The 1,170-nt window shown below is 75.0% G+C and carries 1 protein-coding gene; it reads left to right on the top strand.

The window, feature by feature from the left end:
- Window positions 1-1,170 (top strand): DUF7902 domain-containing protein (locus AOK24_RS42500; protein WP_478078792.1); only part of this gene is annotated, 1,170 nt, incomplete at both ends.

Genomic DNA, 1,170 nt, shown 5'->3' with positions numbered 1-1,170 from the left:
GCCGACGCCCTCGACGACGCCGCCGGACAACTCGCCTCCGTCGTACGGAGGTTGCGCGGCGAGGCCCCGCGCACGGCCGCCTCCTGGGTGACCGGCCTGACCGAACTCCGCCACGCCCAGGGCCACTTGCTGACGCTGAAGGAGCTTCGGTACGCCGACCTGCCCCGCATCGACGCGCTGTCCGAGGAGGCCGGCGCCGACCTCGACCGGTTCGGGCGGCGTGCCGTCGAGTTCCTGGCCCGGCCGGACGCCTTCGACGCCCAACAGGCCGACGTGGAAAGGCTGTCGGCCGACGCGGGCGCCATCACGACCGTCGCGGAGGCCCGCCCCGTGGCCGACCGCATCGAGGCCCTGGCGGAGGGACTGCGCACGGTCACCGAGGTGGTGGCGGGCCTCGACATCGGGGACGCGACCGTACGGACGTCCGTGCTGGAGCGTGTCGCCGACGTCCTCGGCGGCGTCAACCGCGCCCGCGCCGTCCTCGACGCCCGCCGCCGTACCCTGCGCGACAGCGAGGGCCGTGCCGAATTCGCCGCCGAATTCGCCCTGTTGGGCCAGACCGTCACCGGCGCGCTCGCGGCGGCGGACACGCCGGACGCCTGCGATGCCCAACTCGCGGGCGTCCTCGTCCGGTTGGAGAACCTGGAGTCCCGCTTCGCCGAGTTCGACGACTTCCTCGCCCAACTCGACGACCAGCGCGCTGAGTTGTCCGACGCCTTCGCCGCCCGCAGGCAGAGCCTCCTGGACGCCCGCGCCCGCCGCGCCGAACACCTCGCCGCCTCCGCCGCCCGCATCCTGGAGACCATCGCCCGCCGCGCCGCCACCCTCCCCGACGCGGACGCCGTCAGCACCCACTTCGCCTCCGACCCGATGGTCGCGAAGATCCGCCGCACGGCCGAAGAACTCCGCCGACTCGGCGACTCCGTACGGGCGGAGGAACTGAACGGCCGCCTGCGCGCCGCCCGCCAGGAGGCGACCCGCGCCCTGCGTGACCGCACCGACCTGTACGCCGACGACGGCCGCACCCTGCGCCTGGGCGCCCACCGCTTCACCGTCACCACCCAGCCCCTCGACCTCACCCTCGTACCCCAGGGTGACGGCCTCGCCTTCGCCCTCACCGGCACCGACTACCGCGCCCCCGTCACCGACCCCGCCCTCACCGCCGCCCGC

The sequence above is a fragment of the Streptomyces niveiscabiei genome (assembly GCF_001419795.1).
GTDB lineage: Bacteria > Actinomycetota > Actinomycetes > Streptomycetales > Streptomycetaceae > Streptomyces > Streptomyces niveiscabiei.
This window is presented reverse-complemented; position numbering and strand designations above follow the sequence as displayed.